This is a genomic window from Streptomyces sp. NRRL WC-3742, assembly GCF_000720635.1.
Lineage (GTDB): Bacteria > Actinomycetota > Actinomycetes > Streptomycetales > Streptomycetaceae > Kitasatospora.
In genome coordinates, this window is record NZ_JOCF01000010.1 from 143,061 (window position 1) to 164,845 (window position 21,785).

A 21,785-nucleotide genomic window follows, 5' to 3' on the forward strand; every position below is an offset into this window, starting at 1 on the left:
CCGAGAAGGAGGGTCACACGCGATGCGCCTGCTCTACCTGCTCAACGTCTCCAACTCCAGCCGACTGACTGCCGACTCCGGCTTCACCTTCGCCGACCTACTCGCCCCGGCCCTGACGGATGCCGGGGTGGAGGTGACCATGGCCTCCCCCGTCCCGGCCGGCGACGAGCGCGTGCACTTCACCCGGACCGCCTCCCCGGCCACCAAGTACCGGGCCCGGTTCGATCCGGGCATGGGCGCGATGGTGCGGCTGTTCCGCCGCCACCGGCCCGAGGTGGTCGTCGCCAACCAGATCGAGGCCGCCCCGGCGATCCGGGCCGCACTGCTGGAAGCCGGGGTGGACGCGCGGATCGCCGGCTACTGCCACTACCTGCCGTTCTCCTTCACCGACACCGGCAAGCTGGAGCTGGACCCGGCGATGGACGACGGCGGTTTGGGCCGCAGCGTGCTGCTGGCCTTCGCCGCTGGCCTCGCGGCCTGCGATCGCATCCTGGTCCACTCCTCCACCGCCGCCTCCTGGACCAGCGCGGCCGCCGCCCGCACCAGCGTGGAGCTCGGCGAGAAACTGCACGTGGTCCCCGCCCCCAGGGACGTGCGCCTGGTGCGCGACCCGGCCGACGTCACCCCGCCGGAAGGGAGCGCCACCGGTATCTACAACCACCGCCTGTACGCCCACTACGGCACCGCCCGCTTCACCCAGCTCGCCCGCCACCTCGTCGCCGAGGCCCCGGTTCGGCTCACCGTGATGGACCTGTTCGGCACCCGCAGTCCCGAGCGGATCCGCCTGGACCCCAGCCCCGAGCGGCACCTGGAAGAGCTGGCCGCTGTCGATGGCGTCACCGTCGCCTCCGACCGCGGCGACCGCATCCGCTACCGCAACCTGCTGGCCGACGCCCACTTCGGCATCGCGCCGTTTCGGCCCGGCTGCCCCTGGTCCATGTCGGTGATCGACTGCCAGGCGATGGGCCTGCCCGTGATCGGCCCGCGCACCGGTTGGCTGGCCGAGCACATCGACCCCGAGCTGCTGTTCGACACCGACGATCAGGCCGCCCAGATCGCCGGACGGCTGGCCACGGACCCGGAGTTCTATCTGCTGCACGCCAAGCGTGCGTACGCCTCCACCGCCGACCTCGCGCCCGCCGCGGTGGCTGCCCGCTACCTGGAGGCGATCAAGTGAGCGGCTTCGACACGGTCCAGCTCTCCTACGACGAGCCGCTGGCCGACTCCCTGCACACCCGCCTCGCCCGGGTGCTGGGCGGCAACGTCAAGCGCCTGCACGGAGTCCGCGGGATGCGCCGCGCCTACCGGCTGACCGCCGAACTGGTCGACACCGACCAGTTCTTCCTCGCCGACGGAGACTTCGCCATCGACCCCGCCTTCCCCGCGGCCACGGTGCAGCCGCTGGCCGAGGGGGTGTCCATGCGGGTCTGGCGGGCCGTCAACCCGGTCAACGGCCTCACCTACGGCTACGGCGGCCTCAAGCTGATCCGCACCAGCGCGCTACGGGAGATGGGCCAGGCCGTCGACGTGCTGGCCGCGCTGCCCGGACGCGTCGAGTTCAGCGAACACAGCGCCGGCACCACGTTGTTCAACCAGACCCCGTTCCATGCCTGGAAGGCGGGCTTCCGCGAGTGCGCGATGCTCGCGCGCGGCAGCGAGTACGGCATGACCGACACCTCCGCCCAGGAACGCATCCTGGCCTGGACAGCCAGCCAGGATGGCGACTTCGCCCACTACGCGGCTGCCGGTGCCCGCGACGGGTGCGACTTCGCCCACCTGGCGGCCCGCGACCCCAAGCGGTTCGAGGCGCTCAACGACCCAACCTGGCTGCACCGGCACTTCACCGCGCTGCACGGCGAGCAGGTGATCGCCGGATGAGCGCCAGGACCGGGCCGCTCGTCCTGATCGAGCCGTACGCCCACCTCGGTGGCGGGCACCACCAGCGCACCCTGACCGCGCTCGCTGCCGCCCGCCCGGGTGCCGTAGTCATCACCCCGCAGGGGATCGCCGACGGCCCCGGCCCACTACTGCGGTCCGGCGCCTGCATTGCCGCCGGACCGGTGGGCCCGGCGGCGAAGGCCCTGCTGGTCGCAGCACGCGCGGCGGAAGGCGTCTCGACCGCCGGCCGGCGGGCCTTCCGCTCACGGCGCTGGCCGCTGCCGCTCCGCCGACTGCCGCACCAGGCCACCCTCATCGCCCGCTGCCTGACCGAAGCCGCCTGCCTTCGCACCGCCCGCCGCCTCGCCGCGCAGCCTGGGGCGGTGCTGATCCTCAGCGCGAGCGAGGCCCTGCACGGCGTGGCCGCCCTGCTCGGCGGCGGCCGACACCTGCGGTTCATCCACGAGCTCGTCACCACCGAGGACCGGCCGCTCCGCTGGCTGGGCCGACTCGCCGTGCGGGGCGAGAAGCGCGTGGTCGCGCTCTACCCGACCACCGCCGTCCGCGACCAGCTCCAGCGGCGCTTCCCCCACCTGCCCGCCCGGGTGCGGGCGTTCGCGGTCGACGACGGTCGGCGCCTGACTGAGGCCGAACGCGACGTCGCCCGCTCTGCCTTCACCATTCCCACTGGTGCGACGGCCGTGTGCCTGGTCGGCGGCTGGTGGCCGTACAAGGACCTCGCCACCGTCGACGCCGCCCTGGCCCGCATCACCGAGCCGCTGCACGTTCTGGTCTGCGGCACCCCGCTGGACGACGCGGTACTCGAACGCTGGCACCGCCTGCCCCTCGTCCGAGTCCACACCGTGCCCGGCCCGGTCGGCGAAGACGTCCTTCGGCTCGTCTACGCCGCCGCCGATGCAGCCCTGGTGGCACGGCGTCCCGGGACCGGCAAGGAGTCGGGACTGGTCATGGACGCCGCCCGGCTCGGGGTGCCGCTGATCATCTCCGGGCACGACCCGGACCTGACCGAGCAGCTGGCCGGACAGCCCTGGGCCCAGCTCTTCTCGGCCGGCGACCCGGACGCCCTCGCCAAGACCCTGGACCAGCTGGCGGACGGGCCGCCCGCCCGGCCGGGGATGCGGGCCCCGGCGGTGCTGGACATGCTCCCGGCCTCCGAGCAGGCCGCCTACCTCACCGACATCTACACCGACCTGGTCAAGGAGTACCGATGACGCCCGCCTCCCCCGCCCTGGTCGCCGTGATCGGCCCGGTCGAACCGGCCCTGCTGGCCGCGTGGACCGCCCACTACCGCGTGCTCGGCGTCGAGCGCTTCCACCTCGCCTTTCATTTTTCCGGTAACGTCCACGACGCCTGGCGCCGCCAACTGCTCGACACGGCCCAGAACCTCGGCCTCCCCACAGGCCAGGTCAGCACCGGTCCGTGGCACGAGCACACCAACACCGAACTGCGCGACCAGCTACGCGAGCAGGCCGGCCCCGGTTGGCACCTGCTCGCCGACTCCGACGAGTTCCACACCTACCCGGCCCCGCTCGCCGAGGTCACCGAGGTAGCCGAAGAGAACGGCCGGGCGGTGGTGGGCGGCTTGATGCTCGACCGCGTAACCGCTGACGGCCGACTCGCTCTCTGGCGCCCCGAGACCGGACTCGACCGCGCCTTCCCGCTCGGCGGCCACCTCACCCACCGCCTCCTCCAGGGTGACCCCCGCAAGATCGTCCTCGCGCTCTCGGACGTCACGGTCGCCTCCGGCAACCACCGCGCCCCCGGCCGTAAGCCCGACCCTCACACTCTCGCGTGCGTCCACCACTTCAAGTGGCGCTCCGGCGTCCTGGACGACCTGCGCCGCCGGGTCGACCACTTCGCCTCCGGTACCTGGACCGAGCACACCCCGGCCGTCCGGACCGAGGCCACCCGCCTGCTGCAGCACATCGACCGCCACCACGGCCGCATCGACGTCTCCGACCACCGCCTGGCCTTCCGCCACGTCACCCTCGACCGCCTGCCCGACGACTGGGCCGCCGAAGCCGCCCAGATTCACGCCGCCTGGCGCCCGCCTCGTCAGAGCCAGCCCGGCTCCACGATCTCCTCGCCCTCGTCCTGAGGCGCCTCGAAGCGGGCGAAGAAGTCGTCCAGAGCCTCAGGGGTCACGATCAGTGCGTTCGCGTCCCCGCGCTGGTTGCGCTCGGCCAGCCTGCGCAGCAGCTCGTTCCGCTCGACGGGGAAGTACAGCAGCCGCCACCGACCGCCGGCGGCCTCCACCAGCTCCTTCATGTCGTCGCGGTCCTTGCGCGGCCACAGCCCGTGGTCCCACACCACGTCCCGGCCCTCGGCGACCAGCTCGACCAGCCGGGAGTGCAGCTCGTCGACGACCGGCGCCTCCTTCTCGAAGTAGGCGTTCTCCGGATAGTCCACGCCGTACCGGCCGTGCCGCTCGTGGACGACCTCGTCCACCGACAGCCGCACCGCACCCCGAGGCTCCAGCTCCCGCTGGGCATAGGTCGTCTTCCCCGAACCGGTGAGGCCCACCAGCAGGAACACCACCGGACTGCTCTCGCCCACTGCCAACTCTCCTCACCACCAACAGCGTTCACCGGCAAGTCTGCCACCACGCCGGCTCCGGGAACTGCGTTCCGCACCCTCCGCCACCCGAAGGAGTACACGCGTGCCCGCCTCCGCCCTCGCCCGCCTGCTGCGGGCCTACGTCCGCCACGCGCCCGGAACAGTCGGCAAGGCCCAGCTCATCGACCGTTTCCTCGACGATCATCTGCGAACCCGTCCCCTCCACACCACGGCCCGGCTGCTCTCAGGTGACCTGGTCACCGTCACCACCAGCGACGTCATCCAGAGGTACCAGTACCTCTTCGGCGAGTGGGAGCCGAACCTAAGCACCTTCCTGCGCGACCGCCTGCGGCCCGGGGACACCTTCATCGACGTCGGAGCCCACCGCGGCGCGTTCAGCCTCCTGGCCTCCCACGCTGTCGGCCCGCACGGCCGAGTCGTAGCCATCGAGCCCACCCCACAGTTCCACGACGACCTCACCACCGCGGCCACCACCAACCACCGAGCCAACATCCGCACCGTCCGCTCGGCCGCCTCCGACACCACCGGCACGCTGGTCCTCTACCTGGAGGACCCGGCCAACCTCGGCCACACCACCGCCGTCCGGCCCCGCCACGTCCACATGACCTTCCACGTGCCGACCGCGCCGCTCGCCGAACTGCTCAGTCAGGCTGAACTCTCCACCGCCCGGGTCATCAAGATCGACGTCGAGGGCGCCGAGGCGGCGGCGGTCAGGGGACTGCTGCCCGCGCTCCCGCACCTGCGCGAGGACATCGAGCTGGTCGTGGAAGTCACCCCCAGGCTCCTGGCCAAGCAGGGCGAGAGCGCCGCCGGCATCATCGACACCCTGCGCGAGCACGGCTTCCACGCCTACACCCTCACCAACGACTACGACCCGGCCACCTACCCCCGGACCATGCGCCGCCCACAGCCGCCCGTCCGGTGCACCGAGACCCCGGAGCAGATGACCGACCTGGTCTTCTCCCGCACCGACGCCGACCGCCTCACGCTCAGGCGCTGAGCACCCACGCCGTCCGGGCCGCGGAACCAGCCCGGCTACCCGCCTGGACCACCGACATCCTCCGGCACTTCAACAAGGAGTGGGCACCGTGACCACCAGCGTGATGAACAGCCGCAACGCGGTCTGCGTGATCGTCCACGACAAGGTCACCGACACGATCCCCGCCGTGCTCTACGCCGCCCGCAACTGGTCCCCGCAGCCGGCCTGGACCGTCCCAGGCGGCAAGGCCGAGCCCGGCGAAGCCCTCGACGAGGCCGCCGCCCGCGAACTCAAGGAGGAGACCGGCCTGCTCGTCGACCCCGCAGACCTCCTTCTCGTCCACGTCATTCACGTCGAACAGGGCTGGGACCTGGCCGGACCGTTCGTCCTCTTCGTCTTCGCCACCGATACCTGTACCGGCGAGCTGACCAACACCGAGCCGGACAAGCACCTGGCCGCCCAGTGGGTCAGCGCGGACCGGCTCCCCGAGCCGGCGTTCCCGACCTCCGCGCAGGCCCTGGCCGCGTACCGGAGGGGAGGTCCCTCCTTCTCCCGCTACGGATGGTCGACCACCACGGCGTGATAGGCGGGCGGGGCGCAAGGGCGGTTGCCAGTACCGGAACCTCTGCCTGACCGACGCTCTACGGGCGGCCACCCAGCGGGTAGCCGCCCGTAGAGCTGTTGGTCTAGTCCCAGGTGGTGCCGGCGAGCAGGCCGTCGAAGGCGAGTGCCCGCATGGCGCTTGTTGTAGTCGTCCCACTCGTCCCACTCGTGTTCCGGGGCGGTGAAGTGCAGGTCGAAGTAGGCGCGGGTGAGGTCGGGCTCGTGCCATTCGGCCGCGCAGCGGCAGCGGACGAAGACCTGGTGGCGGACGTTGAGGAGGAGCCAGTCCCGGCGGGCACAGCAGTTCAGGCAGGTGATGGGGATGCCACGGGCGTCGAGTTCGTCGGCGTGGGGGACGGCACGGATGACGGCTCTGTGGTGGCCGTCGTGGTCGGTGCTGGGGTTGGTCAAGTGGTGCCCTTCGATGGCGGGTGACGGTTGGCAAGCACACAAGACGCACGGCGGCCGGGATGGTTCCCGGCCGCCGAAGAAGACATCGAAGCGACATCTGTGCGCACGGGCGTTCCTGTGGCTGGGTGGGCGGGGCTCGAGGCATCGGGTGTTTCCGGTCGGGTCAGCGTCGGCGGGTGGGGTCGTTGGCGGCCCTGGTGCCGGTCGGCACAGCGGGTGTTGTGGGTGTGGGCGTCGGGGTGGTGCGGCTGCCGGTGCGGGCGCGTGCGGCCTGGGTGCGCTGATCGATGCGGTCGCTGGTGGCGTTGCGCAGGCGCCAGAGGAGGACTTCGGCGGGTCGGTCGGCGGTGGTGAGCTCCCGTTGTTGGGCGGCCTCGGTGAGGGCTCGGCGGGGTGGTTGGCCTGAGGATTCCGCCTGGGCGAGCGCGGTGGCCAGGGCAGGCCAGGACGGGTCGGCGAGGATGCGCTGGGCGTGGTCGGGGACGGCGGCGTGGACCTGGGCGGCGAGGCGGTCGGTGGTCTTGGGGGTGGGGGTGCGGCGGGTGAGGTCGGCGATGACCGGCTCGGCCGTCTGCCGGTAGGCGGTTCGCAGGTGGACGAGGGACTGCTGGGCGGCGTGGGCTTGCTGCTGGTGGCCTCGGGTCTGGTGCCAGCGGGCAATGGCGATCACGACGAAGACGGCGGTGGACAGCAGGGCGGCGGCGGTGGCGCCGTCCTCGCCGGAGCCGGCGGTGTGCAGGAGTTGCTTGGCGGCGGTGCGGAGGGCTGCGGCCTGCTGGTGTTCGGCACGGACCTTGGATCGGGTGGCGCGGTTGAACGCGGTGGCGGCGGCTCGCAGTTCGGCGCGGGTGTGGGCGGGTGCGGTGAGGGCGGCGGTGTGGAGGAGTTCGCCGAAAGCGGCGGCCTGGGCCTGGACGACGGTGTCGAACGCGTCGATGTCGGGCACGTCGGGGTGGTGTTGGTCCTGGTAGGCGAAGCGGGCGGTCTCCCGCAGGGTGGTCTCGGCCTGTCGCCAGCGGTCCGGTTCGGCCATGCCCCGTGCGGGCGTGGTGGGCTGCTGGGCGGCGAGGCGTTCGCGCAGGCGGTTGATGGACAGGTCGGGGGAGAGCTTGGAGCCGCCGAAGTAGACGGGTTCGCCTTGGGCGTTGACGTCGCCAGGGCGGGCGAGGCTGTAGCCGATGACGTCGCCGCTCTCGGGTCCGATGCGGTAGCGGACCTCGATGCCGAGGGCGGTGAGGGTGGAGAAGTACTCCTGCTCGTCGCGGACGGCGGCGGCGACGGCTTGGGCCTGTTCCTGCAGCCATTCCTTGGCGGTCTGCTGGTGACCGGTGCGCTGGGCCTTGGCCTGCTCGGCGCTGGTGGGCATCGGGGCGGCGGTGTGGTCGCCGGAGTTGAGCTGGCGCAGGCCGAGTTCCTTCTCGATCCTGCGGCACTCGGCTTGGGCGCGTTGGCCGTCGCGCTTGTTGCGGGGCCGGCGGCCGTCCTCGCGGACGGTGGTGGCCATGATGTGGATGTGGTCGTCGGCGTGACGTACGGCGATCCACCGGCAGCCCTTGTCGTCGCCATCGGGCGCGATGCCAGTGGCGTGGACGATGCGGCGGGCGACCTCGGCCCACTCGGCGTCGGTGAGGTACCGGTCGCCGGGCGCGGTGCGGACGGGGCAGTGCCACACCTGCTGCGGCGCCTTCGTGCCGACGCGCCTCTCGCGTGCGCGCACGGGTTGGTCGAGGTAGTCGGCGAGCTCGTCGAGGAGGGCGTGGTGCTGGTCGAGGGGTGCTCGGCCGGGGTCGGGCAGGCCGGGCATGGCGAACGCGGCGACGATGTGCGGGTCGGTGTGCTCGTCGCGCCGGCCGGGGCCGAAGAGGTAGGAGAGCAGGCCGCGGGTGCGCGAGCCGGTGGAGACGTCAGGCACCACGGCGGCCTCCCGGAAGGACGCGCTGGTAGGCGTGACGGGCCTCGATCGCGCAGGCGTGAAGGGCGTCCAGGGTCTTCATGGCGCGCTCCGGGATCTCGCCCCGGTAGATCTCGACCATGAGCTGGTTGAGGTTGTTGCCGGCCCGGTCGATCGCCCGCTGGTGGGTACCGACCGCTTCGGTGAGGAGGGTGACGGCCTCGTAGTCGGGCATGGGGACGAAGGCGTCGCGGCGGCCGGTCCTCAGGTACGCCAGGGCCACGCTCATGGCGGAATCCGCCAGGAAGGAGGAGCGCGAGCGCTTGAGCTTCTTGGCGACGAAGTCGAGCAGCTCCTTCTCGGCCGGTTCCACCGAGCAGGTCACCTGGTCATCGCGCTTGGTTCCGGAACGCGGCCGGTACATCCGCACCGCCAGCGGAAGCGAAGTGTCGTCCACCGGAAGTACGAAGCGGTCGAGAACCGGAACGCGCTCATGGATGAACTCGGCGGCGGTGACGGTCGGCGCTTCACGCACGACGCGGTCGGCGGCGTCGGCACGCTCGGCGTCGATGTCGCTGCGCGGCTCGGCATCGTGCTCGGGAAGCTGGTCCTGGTCGTGGCCGCCCTCGGTCGCGACCTCCTGGTCCGGCGCGCCCTCGCGCCGGTCCTGCCCCGCCACCCCTGGGGCGGGGTCAAGCGCAAAGTCCGCGGCGCCAACGGCGTTGTGGACTTTGCCCCAGCTTGCTCCGTCGTTGTCGTGACCGTGGCTGGTCCAGGGCAGGGCCTGCTTGACGCGGGCGAGTATGCCGCCACGGCCGGGCTTGCCGCTACCGGCTCCGCGTTGCTGGGCGTCCTGCTCGGGCGAGGCGAATGCAGGGTCGAGGTGGTGCTGCTGGTCGGGCACGGGGATCTTCCGGTTCTTCTGTCGGGGCAGGTGGTTGTCGGTTGGTGGGGTGTTCGCCGGATGCGGGGTGATGGTCCGGTGGAAGAGGGGTTTGGCGGTGCCGGAGTTCCGGTGTAGACGTCGCCGGTTCAGGACTTCCGGGGTCTCCGGATGGGCGCTGGGGGAGTTCCGGTGAGCGTCGGTCAGCGTCGGTGAGGGGCCGCTCGCCCGGTCCGGAAGCGGGCCGGTGCTCGGGCGAGCGGCGGGGGCGTCAGGCCGCCGAGGCGCTGGCTTGCGCGTCGGCCTGCTGGCTGGCCTGTTCGTCCTTGAAGCGCTGGGTCAGCTTGCCGAGGCGGTCGCTGGCGATGGGTATGTCGGCTTCGCGCAGGACTGTCCTGATCACGGACTGGGTGGGGCCATGCTCCTGGACGGCGGGCCGGACGATCTCGGCCAGCTCGTCCATCGAGGCGGCGGGCTTGCGGCCGGTGCGCTTGGTGCCCACCTCCGGTTCCCGGCTGTCGGGCTGGACGTCGTCGTCGGGCTCGAGCACCGGTTCGTCGGTGGGTAGGTCGTACTGGTCCGCGTCCGTCAGTGGTGCGGACTCGGCTGCCGGTTCAGGTTCGGGGTTTTCACGGAGCGGGAGTTCGCCCTCGGCGCGCTTCAGGTCGATGGCGGTCGCGGTCGCGGTGGTGTTGTGGGCGAGGAGGGTGCCGCCGAAGAAGGCGAGGGCGGGCCATCCGGCGACGAGGATCCGCAGCCAGGCGGGGACGTGGTCGAGGTTGAGGAGGCCGGCGGTGGCGACGTTCGCGCCGAGGGAGGCGGTAAGGGCGATGGCGAACCAGGTCCAGGCGGTGCCGGCGGGACGTCCGGTGGTGCGCAGGGTCCGCATGCGCTGCCAGGCGGCGACGAGCAGCAGGTCGACCGAGACGGGGTAGGCCCAGGCTTTCCAGCCGTGTTGTCCGGCGGCTTCGGCGATGTCGTGGAGGTGGGCGAAGGACAGGGCGCCTGCGATGGCGGCCTGTATGAGGACGGCGTCCGGGCGGGGCAGACGCCGCGTTGGGGTGGTGGCGGTCATGCGGAAGGTGGTCCTCGCGGGTCGGGCGATGGTGGTTTGTGGGATTGCCGTCTTTGCCGTCTTGGGGCTGTGGGACGGTCTGTGGGCTGGGGCGGGTTCGGCTGCCCGGGTGGTGCCGTAGACGCGGCGGTATCGGGGTCTGGGACGGTGCGTTATCCGTCTTTGGGCTCGTATCCGTCCCGGCGTCATGGGATGTGACCTGCGGTTTTACGGCAGGGACGGCTGGGACGGCACAAGACGGATGTGTTTCCCGTCCCGGCCAGGGCCCGCCGCTCGCGCCCCGGACGGGGGCGGCGGCGGGCCGCTGGTGGGAGTAGACGCTGCCGTCTTGGCGTAGGCCTGATCCGTCTTGGTGCGGATGGCGTTGCCGTCTTGGGGTGCCGTTCCGTCTTGGTGGCAGGTGTGGTGACCTGCGGTGTTACGGCTGGGACGGCAGGGACGGCATTTGAGGGTGGTCAGCCTCTGCTGCCCGCTGCGGTGGCGTTCACGGGGTGGACTGCGGGGCAGTAGCGCCGCCAGGCGTCGAGGAACTTGTTGCGCAGGTAGCCCTTGCGCTGGGTTCCATCGGGCATGCGGACGTTGCCAGAGGAGATGCCGAACTCGCGGAGCATCGCGCCGAGGCCGCGCGGGGTCAGCCCGCCTCGGCTGGTCTCGGCCCAGGGGGCCTCGGGGTCGCCGTTGAGGGTGAACAGCAGTTGGTCGGTGGCGATGCTGTCCGGCTCACCAGCGGTGTGGAAGATCCGCCGGATGTCCGCGAGGATCCGCGCGCCGCCGGGATTGTCCTCCTCGGTCTGGACCTCGGCGTCGACCATCCGCTTGCACGCCTGCCGGGCCAGGCGAGGCCAGGGTCCTCCGGCGAGGTCGGCGATGATCACCAGGGGTTCCCAGGTGTCGGCGGCGCGGTCCTCGACCGGCATGGCGGGCTCCAGGCGCAGGGCCCGGTCAGCGAGCGGTGCCGCCCAGCGGGCGATCTTGTCCCGGATCGCGTGCAGGGCGGGCCGGTCCCGCTGGGTGCGGTACGGGGCGACGCGCTCGCCCTCGGCTCGGCGGCGCATGCGGATCACGATCGAGCGGTCCATGATCGTGTCGGGGAGGTCGCCGATGCCGGCGATTGCCGCCATGGCGAAGGTGGGGAACTTGCGCGGGGTGTGGTCGTTGCCGACGACCCGCAACACGTAGCGGTCGCGCTGGTGCCCGGCGTTGAGCAGGCCGCGCATCTCCTCGTTCTTCTCCGCCGCCTTCGGACTGCCGAAGATCGTGTCCGCCTCGTCCACCAGCAGGGTGGGCGGCTCCTCGCTGATCGTGCGGAAGATGGCGGCCGGAGAAGAGTTCACCGTCAGCATCGGCTGATGGACCGTCTCGGCGAGCACGTCGAGCAGGCGGGACTTGCCGCAGCGTTTGGCCGGGCCGACCACGGCCAGGCGCGGGGCGTGCTGCCACGAGCACTGCAGATGGGTCGCCGCGACCCACAACGTGGTGGCGTCCAGGGCCTGGCCGGAGGGAAGGATCACGAACTTCGCGATCTGGGCCCTCAGCTGCGCGAGCAGGTCGGCGCCCTCGGTCGCCTCGGTGTCGGGCATCAGGTCGGTCCCGTCCGGGACGGTGGGCTCGGCAGGCGCCGCCTCGGCGTCGCGTCCACAGGCTGTGGACGCGAGGGCCTGCTGGGCGGGCAGGTAGGTGCCGGGCTCGCCGGCCTTGGCCACGGGCGGCCATGCGACAGCGGGCTTGTCCGCTGCGAGGGGTGTGGCGTGGGGCTGGGAGGCAGTAACCTCGGTCATGGAGATCCTCACTCGGCGGCTCCGGGGGGCAACCCGGTCCGCCGTAGGTCGACTGTCCTGGGATGGGCGGTGGCGAGGTTTTCGATCAGCCCCCGGTGTTCGTAGCGCCGGGGGCTTCGCGTTTTCCTGGGGGCATTCGGGCTGGCGCCCGGCCCGGCTCAACCTCCTCTCGGTTGGTAATTTCATGCTGTCATGATCGAACGTAGCGGGACGTCGGGCCACTGTCAAGCGATTCGCGCATGACTACCTCAACCTCTCTCGGCATTTGTGCTGGCCGGACTGATTCGTGGAGGTGTTGTGAAGGTCCGCTCAACCGCTTGGCGGTTGGGAATTCCATGCTGCTACAGTCGCTCCTGTCGTTGCGTCGCGCCTGCTCGCAATCGGAAGGAGGTTGGTATGGTCAACCCCATGGTGCATCGGTACAAGGCCCTGGAGGGCGAGGCCCTCGTGGCCCACAACCTGAAGGTCTTGCGCAAGGCCGCCCGCCTCTCCCAGGAGGATGTGGCCGAACGCATGACCCGGCTCGGCTTCAAGTTCCACCAGACCCAGGTCGCCAAGATCGAGAACGGAACCCGCCCGGTCCGCTTCGACGAGGTGATCGGCCTGGCCAAGGCACTCAGTGTCCCGCCATCGAACTTCATGACCGAAGCCGTGGCTGGCCCGGACGAACCGGACTACGAGCTGCAGGAAGCAGGCTTCGCCGTCGAGAAGGCCGAGCAGGAGTGGAGAACCGCCCACGACCTCGAACAGGCCGCCAAGGCCCGGTACGACGAGGCCTTGCGCACTTACGAGGAGATCGCCGAACGGCTCGAAGCCCAAGGCATCGACCTCGGGCCCTCCGGTGCCGAGCCCACGTGGTACCCGGCCCCCAACTCCCAGTGGGACCCGCTCCGCAAGGATCCCTCGGCTGACCGGTAAGCGAGCCCGCTCGGCTCGCCGCCTGGGCATCATTGCCGCGATCCGGCCGGAAACCTAAAAAGGTCGGACTGGCGCACGCGCCCAAGATCTTTTTTCGTTTCCGGCCGGGGCCGCCGTAGTGTGCCCGTCCCGCCCACCATCCCGCTGCCCGACCCCCGGCGCTACGAACGCTGAGGGCCGCGCCAGCTCGGGGATCGACGGCCTCGCGGAGCATCATCGCCGCGACCCGGCTCGCGACCTAAAACGCTCGACCCGGCCCATGCGACCGAGATCGTTTTAGGTTCCGAGCCGAGACCGCCGTAGCGTGCCCGCCCTGCCCACCACCTATCCGCTGCCCGACCCCCGGCGCTACGAACGTCGAGGGCCGCCCGGCAACCCGCCAATCCACCGCCCATCCCAACAGTCGCCACGGCGGCGCGTTGCCCCGCGCCGCTGGGAGGAACACCTATGCCTGAAACGCCTCTGTCTCTCGCGCGCCTTGCCGGCGCAATCGGCCTCACGGAGCACCAGCTCCTTGCCCTCGTCGCCAGCTGCGGCACGGAGGTGCCGGACCCGACGCTCGTCGCCCTCACTGTGGAGGAAGCCGCCCGTCGTCTCGGCGTCGGCCGGACGACCATGTACGCCTTGGTCGCCTCCGGCGAAGTCCCGTCCGTGACGATCGGCCGTCTCCGCCGAGTGCCCGCCGAGGCGCTCAAGGAGTACGTGGCCGCCCGTGCGCAGGCCACCCCTTCGACCGTCGCGCTCGCGGCCTGAGCGGGGGAAACCGAATGGCGAACACCCGCAAGCCCAACGGCGACTCCTCGATCTACCAGGGCAGTGACGGCCGCTGGCACGGCCGCGTCACGGTCGGCGTCAAGGACGACGGCACCCCCGACCGCCGTCACGTCAGCGCCAAGACCCGCCCCGAGGTCACGACCAAGGTCCGCAAGCTGGAGAAGCTGCGCGACAACGGCACCGTGCCCAAGGCCGGCCAGAAGTGGACGGTCGGCAAGTGGCTGACCCACTGGATCAAGGAGATCGTGCCGGGCACCGTCAGCGAGAACACATACGCCGGATACGAGGTCGCCGTCCGAGTGCACCTCGTCCCCGGCCTCGGCGCGCACCGCCTGGAGAAGCTGGAACCCGAGCACCTGGAGCGCTTCTACAAGAAGATGCGGGCCGCCGGCAGTGCCGCCGGTACCGCCCACCAGGCCCACCGCACCATCCGTGTCGCCCTCGGCGAGGCCCTGCGGCGCGACCACCTCACCCGCAACGTGGCCACGATCGCCAAGGCCCCGAAGCTCGAAGAGGAGGAAGTCGAGCCGTTCGAGATCGAGGAGGTCCAGGCGCTCATGGACACGGCGCGCAAGCGCCGCAACTCCGCCCGCTGGATCTTCGCGCTTGCCCTCGGCCTCCGTCAGGGCGAGGTGCTCGGGCTCCAGTGGAAGGACGTCGACTTCGCCCGAGGCGTCGCCTGGGTCAAGCGCGGCCGACTGCGGCCCAAGTACCGGCACGGCTGCGGCGACCGCTGCGGGCGCAAGCCCGGCTTCTGCCCGAAGAAGGAGCCGATCCGGCGCGAGACCAAGGACACCAAGTCCCGAGCCGGGCGACGCGCGGTGCCGCTGCCCGAGCAGCTCGTTGCGATCCTCCGGCTGCACAAGGAGGAGCAGGACCGCGAGCGGGCCCTCGCGCGCGACCTCTGGACGGACAAGGGCTACGTCTTCACCTCGGAGACCGGCGAGCCGCTCAACCCCAGCACCGACTACCACCACTGGAAGCGACTCCTGCGCGAGGCCGGCATCCGTGACGGCCGCCTCCACGACGCCCGCCACACCGCCTCGACCGTCCTCCTCCTGCTCGGCGTGCCGGAGCGGATCGTGATGGCGATCATGGGCTGGTCCTCGACCTCGATGGCCCAGCGCTACCAGCACGTCACCGAGCCGATGCTGAACGACGTCGGCAAGAAGATCGGCGCGGCTCTGTGGGGTGACGTCGGATCTGGCCCGGAGGAGCCTGACGAAGACGCGGCCTGAGCGAGCGTCGGCTCAGATCATCTGACCTGATGCCCGAGGGCCCGACTGCGATGCGGTCGGGCCCTCGGCGCGAGTGAACGGCGGCGTCCTGGTCAGGCGAGAGCGTCAGGCATGGCCCTCCTGCCCGGCACCGGCGACAAGACCTGCGGCATCTTCCTCACTTACCAGGGCAAGGCATTTCTGCAGTCCAACGACACCGAACCAGGCCCTCGTCGTCACCATCGAATTCCTCGACCTCGTCACACGCATCGGCGCCGAATGCTGCGTCACCCAAGTCCGCGAACTCGCTCCCGCCTTCAGGCCCTACCAACGGGTCGGAGGCGTTCCCGAACTGCTGGAACGCCTCCGAGTGGCCTAACCATTGGAACTCGATCGTGCTGCCGCTCAGAGCGGCGTGCTTCCCCGCCGTCCGAGCCCGAGCTGCCCGCTCGATGTGCACCAGCGGCAGTTCTGACCCTGACGAGGATTCTGAAGATCGCGCTGGCGCGTTCGAGGTCGGTGGATGACCGAGGCGTGGTCACCCTCCTCGTCGTGGAGGCCGACCACCGAGAGTACGAAGTGGTTGACCGCCTCCGCGGCCGCGAGCGTGTTCAGGGTGATCACGCTCGGTGCGGGGACCCCGGGAATGTACTGCGCTGCCTCGCGTTCCTCGGCGGGGTGCATGTCGATGGCCAAGCGGGTCGGATCGATGAGCCGGTTGCACCACAGGCATCCCGAGCCGGGCAGCACGAGGCGAGTGGCGGTGTGGATCTGTCCCACCTCCCCCTGAGGGGTCAGCGGAACCTTGACTCCGACCTGGGTGGCCGGGACGAGGTACTGCTGAACGGCGGCGTTCACCCAATGGCGGGCAGCGTCACCGTCGGCGGCCAGGAAGATCCAGTCACAGCGAACGAGCTCCTCGAGCGACTCCGGACGCTCCACACGCTGGGCGATCTCGGTCAGGTGGACGTCCGGGTTGGCGCGCCGGGCGTTGCGCGCGGCGAGCTCGGTCTTGAGCCGCCCGATGTCCCCGAGCTCAGAAGCCACGAGCCGGGGAAGGTTCGTCTTCTCAACGGCCTCGTCGTCGATCAGTACGAGCTCACCCACGCCCAGCCGGGCGAGTTCCTCGACGAGGATGCTGCCGACACCGCCGAGTCCCACGACGGCGACGCGCAACCGACGAAGCGTCTCCTGGCCCAGGTCGCCGAGGAGGCGTGCCTGGCGGTCGTGCAGGGAGTCCGGGCACCCTTCCGCGGCCGGCTGGGAGCGCAGCCGCAGCAGGTTCCCGGTCGGGACGATCGTCTCTGCTAGCTCTTCCCGGCGGCCGTCGGGCAGCCAGAGATCTCCGGCTGCGGCATGGTCGGTGAGTACGAGCGCTCCGACCACCTGGCCGCTGATCTGGCCGAGGCTTGGGTAGCCGCGCTCGTGGCTGGCCAGGTCGATCTCGGAGAAGCCCACGTGGTCGAGTCCGAGGTGGGCGTGAACAGCGATGTATGCCAGTCCCTCGTCCCGGGCCCTGATCACCGCGTCGCGGACGAAGGTCGGAGCGAGAGCCCGGTGGCCGAACTCGCCGGGGACATAGTCCGTTCCCTCGTCGGCGAGGATCAGCTCGCGGGCGAGTAGCCGGGGTCCGCGCGGTCCGTCGGCGAGGCCGGCGAGAAGGACAGCGCCGCGGGCGGCGGACCCCAGAACGTGATCAGACAGACGATCCCAGATCTTGGGCGGGATGGTGAGGCTCCAGCCCATGGCGGGCGGGTTCACTGGTCGGCGAGCCACTTGCGAATCCTCTCGGCCTTGAGTGCGGCGCTGTCGATGTTCGGGTCGCGGCGGTTCGAGCGCCTGGAGATCTGCAGGGCCGTCCTGTCCTGCCACGTGACCGACTGGATGGCCTGCCCGTGGGCTCCGCCATCTGTTCGAGCGAGCGGGCCGACGTAGTGCGGGTAGACATCGGCGTCCGGGTACGCCGCGCTGATCTGGAAGCCAAGCCAGGTAGTCGACGGCACGTAGGCCGCTCCGATCTCGACCTGCTCCACGATGACGTAGACCCCGCCGGAGCCGTCCGGGACCACCTCGACCGGATGACCGGCGAAGTGGGCTCGGACGGCTTCGACGGCTTCGGCGATTGCCGGAGTCGGGGAGGTCACGAGTTGTCGTCCGGCGGTACGGCGAGGAACTCCTGGTGGGTGTGGACGCGGATCGGCTCCTCGTCGTCCACGACCTCGTACCGGCCATGGATGCGCTTGACCGAGAGCTGGAAGCCCACGTCGATCGGCAGGCCCTGCGAGATCGCGGCCTGCTTGATCTCCAGGCCGGTCACCTCGCGGTCCGGCAGCGTTACGTCCTGGTTGTTGACCTTCACGGTGACGCTGACGTGCTGGTGGGGGGCCGTCTTGGTGGTCGTGTCGATGGGGGTTTCCATCGGGCACCTCTTTCCGATCTTGATGGTGTCGTTCCTGGGACTGCTCGGGCACCCGGCATGGATGCGTCGAGATGCAGTCACTGTTTGAGATGTCGAACATCTCTTGAGGATCAAGGTAAGCCGTGGTGTTCGAGATGTCAAACACTGGTAGAAAGGAGGTAGGGAACGGAGACCGAGGAGGAGGGCGATGGCCCGGACGAAGGTGAACGTGGCCGCCCTCTACGCGGCGCTGGACGCCGCAAGGGCGTCGAGGGACCTCTCGTGGAGGCAGCTGGCTGTCCAGGTGGGTGTCAGCCCGTCGACCATGACGCGGTTGGCCAATGGCAACCGTCCGGACGTGGACGCGTTTGCCGCGCTGGTGAGCTGGCTCGGCGAGCCGGCCGAGAGCTTCATGGTGGACGAGGGCGTCCGACTGGGTGAAGTCCCCGAAGAACCTGAGCTTCTCGTGCAGCTTGCCCCGCTACTGCGAGCTCGCTCCGACTTGGGCGAGGCAGATGTGAAGCACTTGGAAGAGCTGATCGGTGCGGCCGTGCGTCGGTTTGCCGCCGACCGAGAGTCCGGTTCGAGGTGAGGCGTGGGGCAGCGATGGACGAAGAAAGCGCTGGAAGACCTGGCTCTGGAAGAGCGGGCCCGCATCCAGGTCGGGCTTCATCAGCCCATCGATCTTGCTCGCCTTGCGGATGAGTACGGCATTCCGGTCTACCCGCTGAGCGAGCTCGGCGACTCGGGCTGCCCGGCGGAGACTCTGGAGTACTTTGCCAGCGAGCGTGCGGGCACCTGGTCTGCGGCTCTGGTTCCGGTAGGTACAGCGCGCTTCATCGTAGAGAACAGCTCGCACAATCCGCAGCGTCGCCGGTCGAACGTCGCGCACGAGATGGCACACCTTCTGCTGGAGCACGAGTTCAGCAGCGTCGTGTTCACTGACGGGGGGTGCCGGAGCCTGGACCCGATCGTGAAGACGCAGGAGGCGCAGGCCCTCGCGCTGTCGGGCGAACTTCTGGTTCCTATGAAGGCTGCCATCGAGGTGGCCTTCAGGGACTGGACCGACGAGCAGGTGGCGACGCGGTTCGATGTGAGCATCGAGTTCGCGCGTATGCGCATGAACGCGTCCGGTGCGCGGACGATCGTGTCGCGTGCCCGGGCCAAGCAACGCCGCTCCGGAGTGGGGTAGCAGGCGGCGGCCCGGCCGCGGGGGTCCAAAAATCGGAACTGAGACCAAAACTGAGACCAGGGCACGAAGAAGGCCCCGACCGGGAACCCGGTCGGGGCCTTCAACTGCCTTGCTAGGCAAAGGCGGAGGATACGAGATTCGAACTCGTGAGGGGTTGCCCCCAACACGCTTTCCAAGCGTGCGCCCTAGGCCACTAGGCGAATCCTCCGTGGGAGAGCTTAGTACATGTTTCGGGGTGCTCGCGACCACCTATCCCGCAGGCGGGAGGGGTGGGGTGGCCTGTGGATCGTCGGGGTGGGAATCCGGTAGTGTGGGGGGCAGCCCCTCGTGTGGCGCTATCTCTTTGAACCCCCCCAGGGCCGGAAGGCAGCAAGGGTAGGAGAGCTCTGGCGGGTGCACGGGGGGTCTTCGCGTTCTCGGGGGAGGGCGGGAGGGCGCCGCGTTTGTCGGTCCGTCCCGATATCGTCGGGGGTGTGTCCCTAGCCCTGTACCGCCGCTATCGCCCCGAGACCTTCGCGGAGGTCATCGGGCAGGAGCACGTGACCGCTCCGCTCCAGCAGGCCCTGCGCAACAACAGGGTCAACCACGCGTACCTGTTCAGCGGGCCGCGCGGGTGTGGGAAGACGACGAGTGCGCGCATCCTCGCCCGTTGCCTGAACTGTGAGCAGGGGCCGACGCCGACGCCCTGCGGGGAGTGCCAGTCCTGTCGGGACCTGGCGACCGGGGGGCCCGGGTCGATCGACGTGATCGAGATCGACGCCGCCTCGCACGGTGGTGTGGACGACGCGCGTGAGCTGCGGGAGCGGGCGTTCTTCGCGCCGGTGCACAGCAGGTACAAGATCTTCATCCTGGACGAGGCGCACATGGTGACCTCGGCCGGGTTCAACGCGCTGCTCAAGGTGGTGGAGGAGCCGCCGGAGCACCTCAAGTTCATCTTCGCGACCACCGAGCCGGAGAAGGTGATCGGGACGATCCGGTCCCGGACGCACCACTATCCGTTCCGGCTGGTCCCGCCCGGCACGCTGCGCGACTACCTGGCGGACGTCTGCGGGCGCGAGGGCATCGAGGTCGAGGACCCGGTGTTCCCGCTGGTGGTGCGGGCGGGCGCGGGTTCGGTGCGTGACTCGATGTCGGTCATGGATCAGCTGCTGGCCGGGGCGGCCGAGGGCGGCGTGACGTACCAGATGGCGACGTCGCTGCTGGGGTACACGGACTCGGCGCTGCTGGACGAGGTGGTGGACGCGTTCGCCGCGCAGGACGGGGCGACGGTGTTCCAGGTCATCGACCGGGTGGTCGAGGGCGGGCACGATCCGCGGCGCTTCGTGACGGACCTGCTGGAGCGGCTGCGCGACCTGGTGATCCTCGCCACCGTGCCGGAGGCGGGGGAGAAGGGGCTGATCGACGCCCCGGCGGACCGGATCGCGGTGATGCAGGCCCAGGCGGACGGGTTCGGTGCGGCCGAGCTGAGCCGGGCCGCGGACATTGTCAACACCGGGCTGACGGAGATGCGCGGCAACGCGGCGCCGCGGCTGCAGCTGGAGCTGATCTGCGCCCGGGTGATGCTGCCGGGTGCGTACAGCGACGAGCTGTCGCTGCAGGCGCGGCTGGACAAGTTGGAGCGACGGGCGGCAGCGGGTGGCGTCATGCCCGCGGCCGTGCCGATGGCGGCGCCGCCGGTTCCCATGGCCGTTCCCGCGGCCGTTCCCCCGGCCGGTCCCGTGGCGGAGGCGCCTGCCCCCGCGTCTGCCCCCGCACCTGCCCCCGCACCTGCCCCCGTGCCCGCGCCTGCCCCGGCGCCTGCCCCCGCGCCGCAGCCGGCGGCTCCTGCCGGTCCTGCGCCGGGCGCCTGGCCGATCCCGCGCAGCTTCCCGTCCGGAGGGGGTGCCCCCGCCGCGCCCCCCGCGCCGCAGGCGCAGCCGCAACCGCAGGCGCCCGCGCCGGCGCCCGTAGCGCCCACCCCGGCACCGGCCCCCGCACCGGCGCCCGCCCCCGGCGCCCAGCCCTCCCCGGCCGCGCAGCAGGGCGCCGCACAGGTGCGCCAGCTGTGGCCGCAGATCCTGGAGGCGGTGAAGAACCGCCGCCGTTTCACCTGGATCCTGCTGAGCCAGAACGGCCAGGTGGCCGGCTTCGACGGCAGCGTGCTCCAGGTGTCGTTCATCAACGCCGGCGCCCGCGACAGCTTCGTGAGCAGCAGCAGTGACGACGTGCTGCGCCAGGCGTTGTCCGACGCCCTGGGCGTGGACTGGCGCATCGAGTGCATCGTCGACCCGTCCGGTGGTGGCGGTGGCGGTACTGGTGGCGCCGGCGGTCCCGGCCCCGGTGGGGGCGCAGGAGGCGGTGGGGGCTGGGGTGCCCCGGCCCGTCCGGCCGCTGCCGCCGCCGCGCCGGTGCAGGCCCCGCCGCCGGTGGCCGTGCCGCAGCCGCAGGTCCAGCCCCAGACGCCCGTGCGGTCTCCGGCGCCGCCGCAGGCCGTCCAGGCGCCGCCCGTGCAGGCCGCGCCGGTCGTCCCGGCCAGGCCCGCGCAGGCTCCGCCCCAGCCGCCCGCCCCGGTGGTGGCGCCGGAGGACGACATCCCGGAGGAGGACGATCCGGATCTCGTCGAGGAGGCGTTCTCCGGTCAGGAGCTGATCATCCGCGAGCTGGGTGCCACGGTGCTGGAGGAGATCCACCACCGCGGCAACTGATCGGCACGTAGGCTCGTCGGTGACGACGAAGGCTTCGTACGACCGAGAACGACAGCCAGACGACAGCAAGGAGAGAGCCGTGTTCCCCGGTGGCGGCCAGCCCAACATGCAGCAGCTGCTCAAGCAGGCGCAGAAGATGCAGCAGGACCTCGCCCAGGCGCAGCAGGAGCTGGCCGAGGCGAGGGTGACCGGTACGGCGGGCGGTGGCCTGGTGGAGGCGACGGTGACCGGTTCGGGCGTGCTGGTGGCGCTGACCATCGCCCCGGCCGCGGCCGACCCGGAGGACACCGAGACCCTGGCCGACCTGGTCCTGGCGGCCGTGCAGAACGCCACCCAGGAGGCGCAGAAGATGCAGGCCGAGCGCATGGGCCCGCTCACCCAGGGCCTGGGCGGCGGCGGCATCCCCGGCCTGCCGTTCTAGCTCGGGCAGCTTCGCGTGCCCGTCCGGTGGCTGCGTGCAGTGGTTCAGGACGCAACTATGTGATTTATGTGGGAGTCGGGCGTCG

The 21,785-nt window shown here is 70.8% G+C and carries 22 protein-coding genes, 1 tRNA gene and 1 other RNA gene; 14 read left to right on the forward strand and 10 right to left on the reverse strand.

All coding sequences use genetic code 11. The features are described from left to right. The first annotated feature begins 22 nt into the window (after positions 1-22). The 4 genes from IH61_RS0108915 to IH61_RS0108930 are packed head-to-tail and all read left to right on the forward strand — an operon-like array spanning position 23 to position 3,997. On the forward strand, positions 23-1,177 hold the full coding sequence (locus IH61_RS0108915) for a vegetative cell wall protein (RefSeq protein WP_031067523.1): 1,155 nt from the start codon (positions 23-25) through the stop codon (positions 1,175-1,177). Continuing rightward, positions 1,174-1,878 (forward strand): hypothetical protein, encoded by a 705-nt coding sequence (locus tag IH61_RS0108920; RefSeq protein ID WP_031067526.1) that lies wholly within the window; start codon positions 1,174-1,176, stop codon positions 1,876-1,878. Before IH61_RS0108915 ends, IH61_RS0108920 begins: the two co-directional genes overlap by 4 nt. Further along, positions 1,875-3,110 (forward strand): glycosyltransferase, encoded by a 1,236-nt coding sequence (locus IH61_RS0108925; protein WP_037971996.1) that lies wholly within the window; start codon positions 1,875-1,877, stop codon positions 3,108-3,110. Before IH61_RS0108920 ends, IH61_RS0108925 begins: the two co-directional genes overlap by 4 nt. Then, the gene (locus tag IH61_RS0108930) at positions 3,107-3,997 is read left to right on the forward strand and encodes a glycosyltransferase family 2 protein (RefSeq protein WP_037971999.1); all 891 of its coding nucleotides are present in this window, start codon (positions 3,107-3,109) and stop codon (positions 3,995-3,997) included. Before IH61_RS0108925 ends, IH61_RS0108930 begins: the two co-directional genes overlap by 4 nt. On the opposite strand, the gene IH61_RS0108935 is transcribed toward IH61_RS0108930, so the two are convergent. Then, positions 3,955-4,455 carry an AAA family ATPase gene (locus tag IH61_RS0108935; RefSeq protein ID WP_031067534.1) on the reverse strand — a complete coding sequence of 167 codons (501 nt, stop codon included), beginning with the start codon at positions 4,453-4,455 and terminating at the stop codon, positions 3,955-3,957. The genes IH61_RS0108930 and IH61_RS0108935 overlap by 43 nt on opposite strands. 103 nt (positions 4,456-4,558) lie before the next feature. Between IH61_RS0108935 and IH61_RS0108940 the strand changes: the two genes are divergently transcribed. Together IH61_RS0108940 and IH61_RS0108945 are read left to right on the forward strand one after the other, a co-directional pair. Further along, a complete protein-coding gene (locus IH61_RS0108940; RefSeq protein WP_031067536.1) occupies positions 4,559-5,476 on the forward strand; it encodes an FkbM family methyltransferase in 918 nt (305 codons plus the stop codon). Between the two features lie 88 nt (positions 5,477-5,564). Beyond that, positions 5,565-6,038 carry an NUDIX domain-containing protein gene (locus IH61_RS0108945; protein WP_234327087.1) on the forward strand — a complete coding sequence of 158 codons (474 nt, stop codon included), beginning with the start codon at positions 5,565-5,567 and terminating at the stop codon, positions 6,036-6,038. Here IH61_RS0108945 and IH61_RS44330 read toward each other — a convergent pair. The 5 genes from IH61_RS44330 to IH61_RS0108975 all read right to left on the reverse strand — a co-directional run bounded on the left by IH61_RS44330 (position 6,011) and on the right by IH61_RS0108975 (position 11,898). Continuing rightward, a complete protein-coding gene (locus IH61_RS44330; RefSeq protein WP_234327088.1) occupies positions 6,011-6,469 on the reverse strand; it encodes a hypothetical protein in 459 nt (152 codons plus the stop codon). The two genes, IH61_RS0108945 and IH61_RS44330, sit on opposite strands and share 28 nt — an antisense overlap. Before the next feature lie 163 nt (positions 6,470-6,632). Continuing rightward, positions 6,633-8,384: a relaxase/mobilization nuclease domain-containing protein gene (locus IH61_RS0108955; RefSeq protein WP_031067545.1), complete on the reverse strand. Its 1,752-nt coding sequence runs from the start codon at positions 8,382-8,384 to the stop codon at positions 6,633-6,635. Then, positions 8,374-9,264 (reverse strand): hypothetical protein, encoded by an 891-nt coding sequence (locus IH61_RS0108960; protein ID WP_158844818.1) that lies wholly within the window; start codon positions 9,262-9,264, stop codon positions 8,374-8,376. The genes IH61_RS0108955 and IH61_RS0108960 overlap by 11 nt, the downstream gene beginning before the upstream one ends. 250 nt (positions 9,265-9,514) lie before the next feature. After that, positions 9,515-10,318, reverse strand: a complete 804-nt coding sequence (locus IH61_RS48350) for a DUF2637 domain-containing protein (protein WP_234327089.1) — start codon at positions 10,316-10,318, stop codon at positions 9,515-9,517. Between the two features lie 455 nt (positions 10,319-10,773). Continuing rightward, the gene (locus IH61_RS0108975) at positions 10,774-11,898 is read right to left on the reverse strand and encodes a DUF3631 domain-containing protein (protein WP_420713869.1); all 1,125 of its coding nucleotides are present in this window, start codon (positions 11,896-11,898) and stop codon (positions 10,774-10,776) included. A gap of 594 nt (positions 11,899-12,492) precedes the next feature. Between IH61_RS0108975 and IH61_RS0108980 the strand changes: the two genes are divergently transcribed. The 3 genes from IH61_RS0108980 (at position 12,493) to IH61_RS0108990 (ending at position 15,026) form a co-directional block, all read left to right on the forward strand. After that, positions 12,493-13,014: a helix-turn-helix domain-containing protein gene (locus tag IH61_RS0108980; RefSeq protein WP_031067551.1), complete on the forward strand. Its 522-nt coding sequence runs from the start codon at positions 12,493-12,495 to the stop codon at positions 13,012-13,014. A 543-nt stretch (positions 13,015-13,557) separates the two neighbouring features. Further along, positions 13,558-13,767, forward strand: coding sequence for a helix-turn-helix domain-containing protein (locus IH61_RS0108985; RefSeq protein ID WP_234327090.1), 210 nt, complete (start codon positions 13,558-13,560; stop codon positions 13,765-13,767). A 14-nt stretch (positions 13,768-13,781) separates the two neighbouring features. Next, positions 13,782-15,026, forward strand: coding sequence for a tyrosine-type recombinase/integrase (locus IH61_RS0108990; RefSeq protein ID WP_051836615.1), 1,245 nt, complete (start codon positions 13,782-13,784; stop codon positions 15,024-15,026). A 384-nt stretch (positions 15,027-15,410) separates the two neighbouring features. Here the strand turns inward: IH61_RS0108990 and IH61_RS0108995 are convergent, their stop codons facing one another. From IH61_RS0108995 to IH61_RS0109005, 3 genes are read right to left on the reverse strand one after another with little or no spacing between them, the layout of a single operon-like run. Continuing rightward, positions 15,411-16,751, reverse strand: coding sequence for a ThiF family adenylyltransferase (locus tag IH61_RS0108995; protein ID WP_031067560.1), 1,341 nt, complete (start codon positions 16,749-16,751; stop codon positions 15,411-15,413). Positions 16,752-16,762: 11 nt separating this feature from the next. Next, a complete protein-coding gene (locus IH61_RS0109000) occupies positions 16,763-17,149 on the reverse strand; it encodes a hypothetical protein (protein ID WP_031067563.1) in 387 nt (128 codons plus the stop codon). After that, a complete protein-coding gene (locus IH61_RS0109005; RefSeq protein ID WP_051836617.1) occupies positions 17,146-17,424 on the reverse strand; it encodes a multiubiquitin domain-containing protein in 279 nt (92 codons plus the stop codon). The genes IH61_RS0109000 and IH61_RS0109005 overlap by 4 nt, the downstream gene beginning before the upstream one ends. A 187-nt stretch (positions 17,425-17,611) precedes the next feature. On the opposite strand from IH61_RS0109005, the gene IH61_RS0109010 reads away from it, so the two are divergent. Then, entirely contained in the window at positions 17,612-17,995 is a 384-nt protein-coding gene (locus IH61_RS0109010) for a helix-turn-helix domain-containing protein (RefSeq protein WP_031067568.1), read from the forward strand. Between the two features lie 3 nt (positions 17,996-17,998). Further along, the gene (locus IH61_RS0109015) at positions 17,999-18,595 is read left to right on the forward strand and encodes an ImmA/IrrE family metallo-endopeptidase (protein WP_031067572.1); all 597 of its coding nucleotides are present in this window, start codon (positions 17,999-18,001) and stop codon (positions 18,593-18,595) included. Between the two features lie 123 nt (positions 18,596-18,718). Here IH61_RS0109015 and IH61_RS0109020 read toward each other — a convergent pair. Beyond that, positions 18,719-18,803, reverse strand: a tRNA-Ser gene (locus IH61_RS0109020). Between the two features lie 108 nt (positions 18,804-18,911). Here IH61_RS0109020 and ffs point away from each other — a divergent pair. From ffs to IH61_RS0109030, 3 genes are all read left to right on the forward strand, one after another. Continuing rightward, an RNA gene (gene ffs, locus IH61_RS43910) (signal recognition particle sRNA small type) lies at positions 18,912-19,008 on the forward strand. A 60-nt stretch (positions 19,009-19,068) separates the two neighbouring features. After that, positions 19,069-21,279 (forward strand): DNA polymerase III subunit gamma and tau, encoded by a 2,211-nt coding sequence (locus tag IH61_RS0109025; RefSeq protein ID WP_037972002.1) that lies wholly within the window; start codon positions 19,069-19,071, stop codon positions 21,277-21,279. Positions 21,280-21,358: 79 nt separating this feature from the next. Next, entirely contained in the window at positions 21,359-21,700 is a 342-nt protein-coding gene (locus IH61_RS0109030) for a YbaB/EbfC family nucleoid-associated protein (RefSeq protein ID WP_031067576.1), read from the forward strand. Positions 21,701-21,785 lie beyond the last annotated feature (85 nt).

What these genes read in the sequence shown, in the direction of transcription:
- IH61_RS0109005 (WP_051836617.1), bottom strand. Translation starts at nt 17,424, where the DNA reads ATGGAAACCCCCATCGACACGACCACCAAGACGGCCCCCCACCAGCAC.
- IH61_RS48350 (WP_234327089.1), bottom strand. Translation starts at nt 10,318, where the DNA reads ATGACCGCCACCACCCCAACGCGGCGTCTGCCCCGCCCGGACGCCGTC.
- IH61_RS0108925 (WP_037971996.1), top strand. Translation starts at nt 1,875, where the DNA reads ATGAGCGCCAGGACCGGGCCGCTCGTCCTGATCGAGCCGTACGCCCAC.
- IH61_RS0108930 (WP_037971999.1), top strand. Translation starts at nt 3,107, where the DNA reads ATGACGCCCGCCTCCCCCGCCCTGGTCGCCGTGATCGGCCCGGTCGAA.
- IH61_RS0108975 (WP_420713869.1), bottom strand. Translation starts at nt 11,898, where the DNA reads ATGCCCGACACCGAGGCGACCGAGGGCGCCGACCTGCTCGCGCAGCTG.
- IH61_RS0109010 (WP_031067568.1), top strand. Translation starts at nt 17,612, where the DNA reads ATGGCCCGGACGAAGGTGAACGTGGCCGCCCTCTACGCGGCGCTGGAC.
- IH61_RS0108915 (WP_031067523.1), top strand. Translation starts at nt 23, where the DNA reads ATGCGCCTGCTCTACCTGCTCAACGTCTCCAACTCCAGCCGACTGACT.
- IH61_RS0108995 (WP_031067560.1), bottom strand. Translation starts at nt 16,751, where the DNA reads ATGGGCTGGAGCCTCACCATCCCGCCCAAGATCTGGGATCGTCTGTCT.
- IH61_RS0108990 (WP_051836615.1), top strand. Translation starts at nt 13,782, where the DNA reads ATGGCGAACACCCGCAAGCCCAACGGCGACTCCTCGATCTACCAGGGC.
- IH61_RS0108980 (WP_031067551.1), top strand. Translation starts at nt 12,493, where the DNA reads ATGGTCAACCCCATGGTGCATCGGTACAAGGCCCTGGAGGGCGAGGCC.